We start from the raw sequence: 725 nt of genomic DNA, 5'->3' as shown, positions 1-725 counted from the left end.
CCCGCGGTAGTCGCCTTCGGGGTGATCGCCGAACCGCACTCCGGATCGCACTGGCTCTCGACCCTGTTCGGCAACCCCTACTTCGACTCGCAGCAACTGACTCCGTTCTACAATCAAGCGATCGCGGCGATCCGCTCGGTGGATCCGGACACCCCGGTGTTCGTGCAGCCCAACGTGTTGTTCAACATGGGCGTCCCCACCCAGCTGGGCGCGATCGACGACGACAAGGCCATCTACTCGTTCCAGAACTTCTGCCCGACTTCAGACCTGTTGGGTATCAACCTGTTCTGCGACGTCTTCGCCGACATGGCACTCGCCACCGCCGCGCGGTACGCCGACGAGCACGACATCCCGGCCCACATCGGTGGGTTCGGCAACAGCAACATTCCTGGCGTACACACCGCATTGACAGATGCCGCCGTCGGGCACCGGTACGGCTGGGCGACATGGACCTACACCGGCCAGAACAACAATATGGACATCCCCGTCCCCGCCCGTGCGGCGTCGTTGGTGTACAACACCAGCCTGCCGCCGACCGGCGACAATATCGATGCCGCGAAGCTGGAGGTGCTCGCCGAGCCGTACCCGCAGGCGGTCGCCGGCATTCCGAACAACTGGTCGTTCGACAACGGCACATTCCAGCTCAGCTACTCCACGCAGATGGCCGACGGCCAGGGCGTCTTCGCCGCCGGTGCGCAGACCAACATCGCTGTGCCGGCCGTCAT

Annotated in this window: 1 protein-coding gene; it reads left to right on the top strand. The window is 64.3% G+C overall.

Annotated features, from left to right (window positions below):
- A partial coding sequence (locus LI92_RS21395) for a cellulase family glycosylhydrolase (protein WP_046322589.1) occupies positions 1-725 on the top strand: 725 nt, incomplete at both ends.

This window comes from Mycobacterium sp. UM_Kg1, assembly GCF_000972925.1.
In the GTDB taxonomy this organism is placed as follows: domain Bacteria; phylum Actinomycetota; class Actinomycetes; order Mycobacteriales; family Mycobacteriaceae; genus Mycobacterium; species Mycobacterium hiberniae.
The sequence above is the reverse complement of the archived record's forward strand: the minus strand, read 5'-3'. Positions and strand labels throughout refer to the sequence as shown.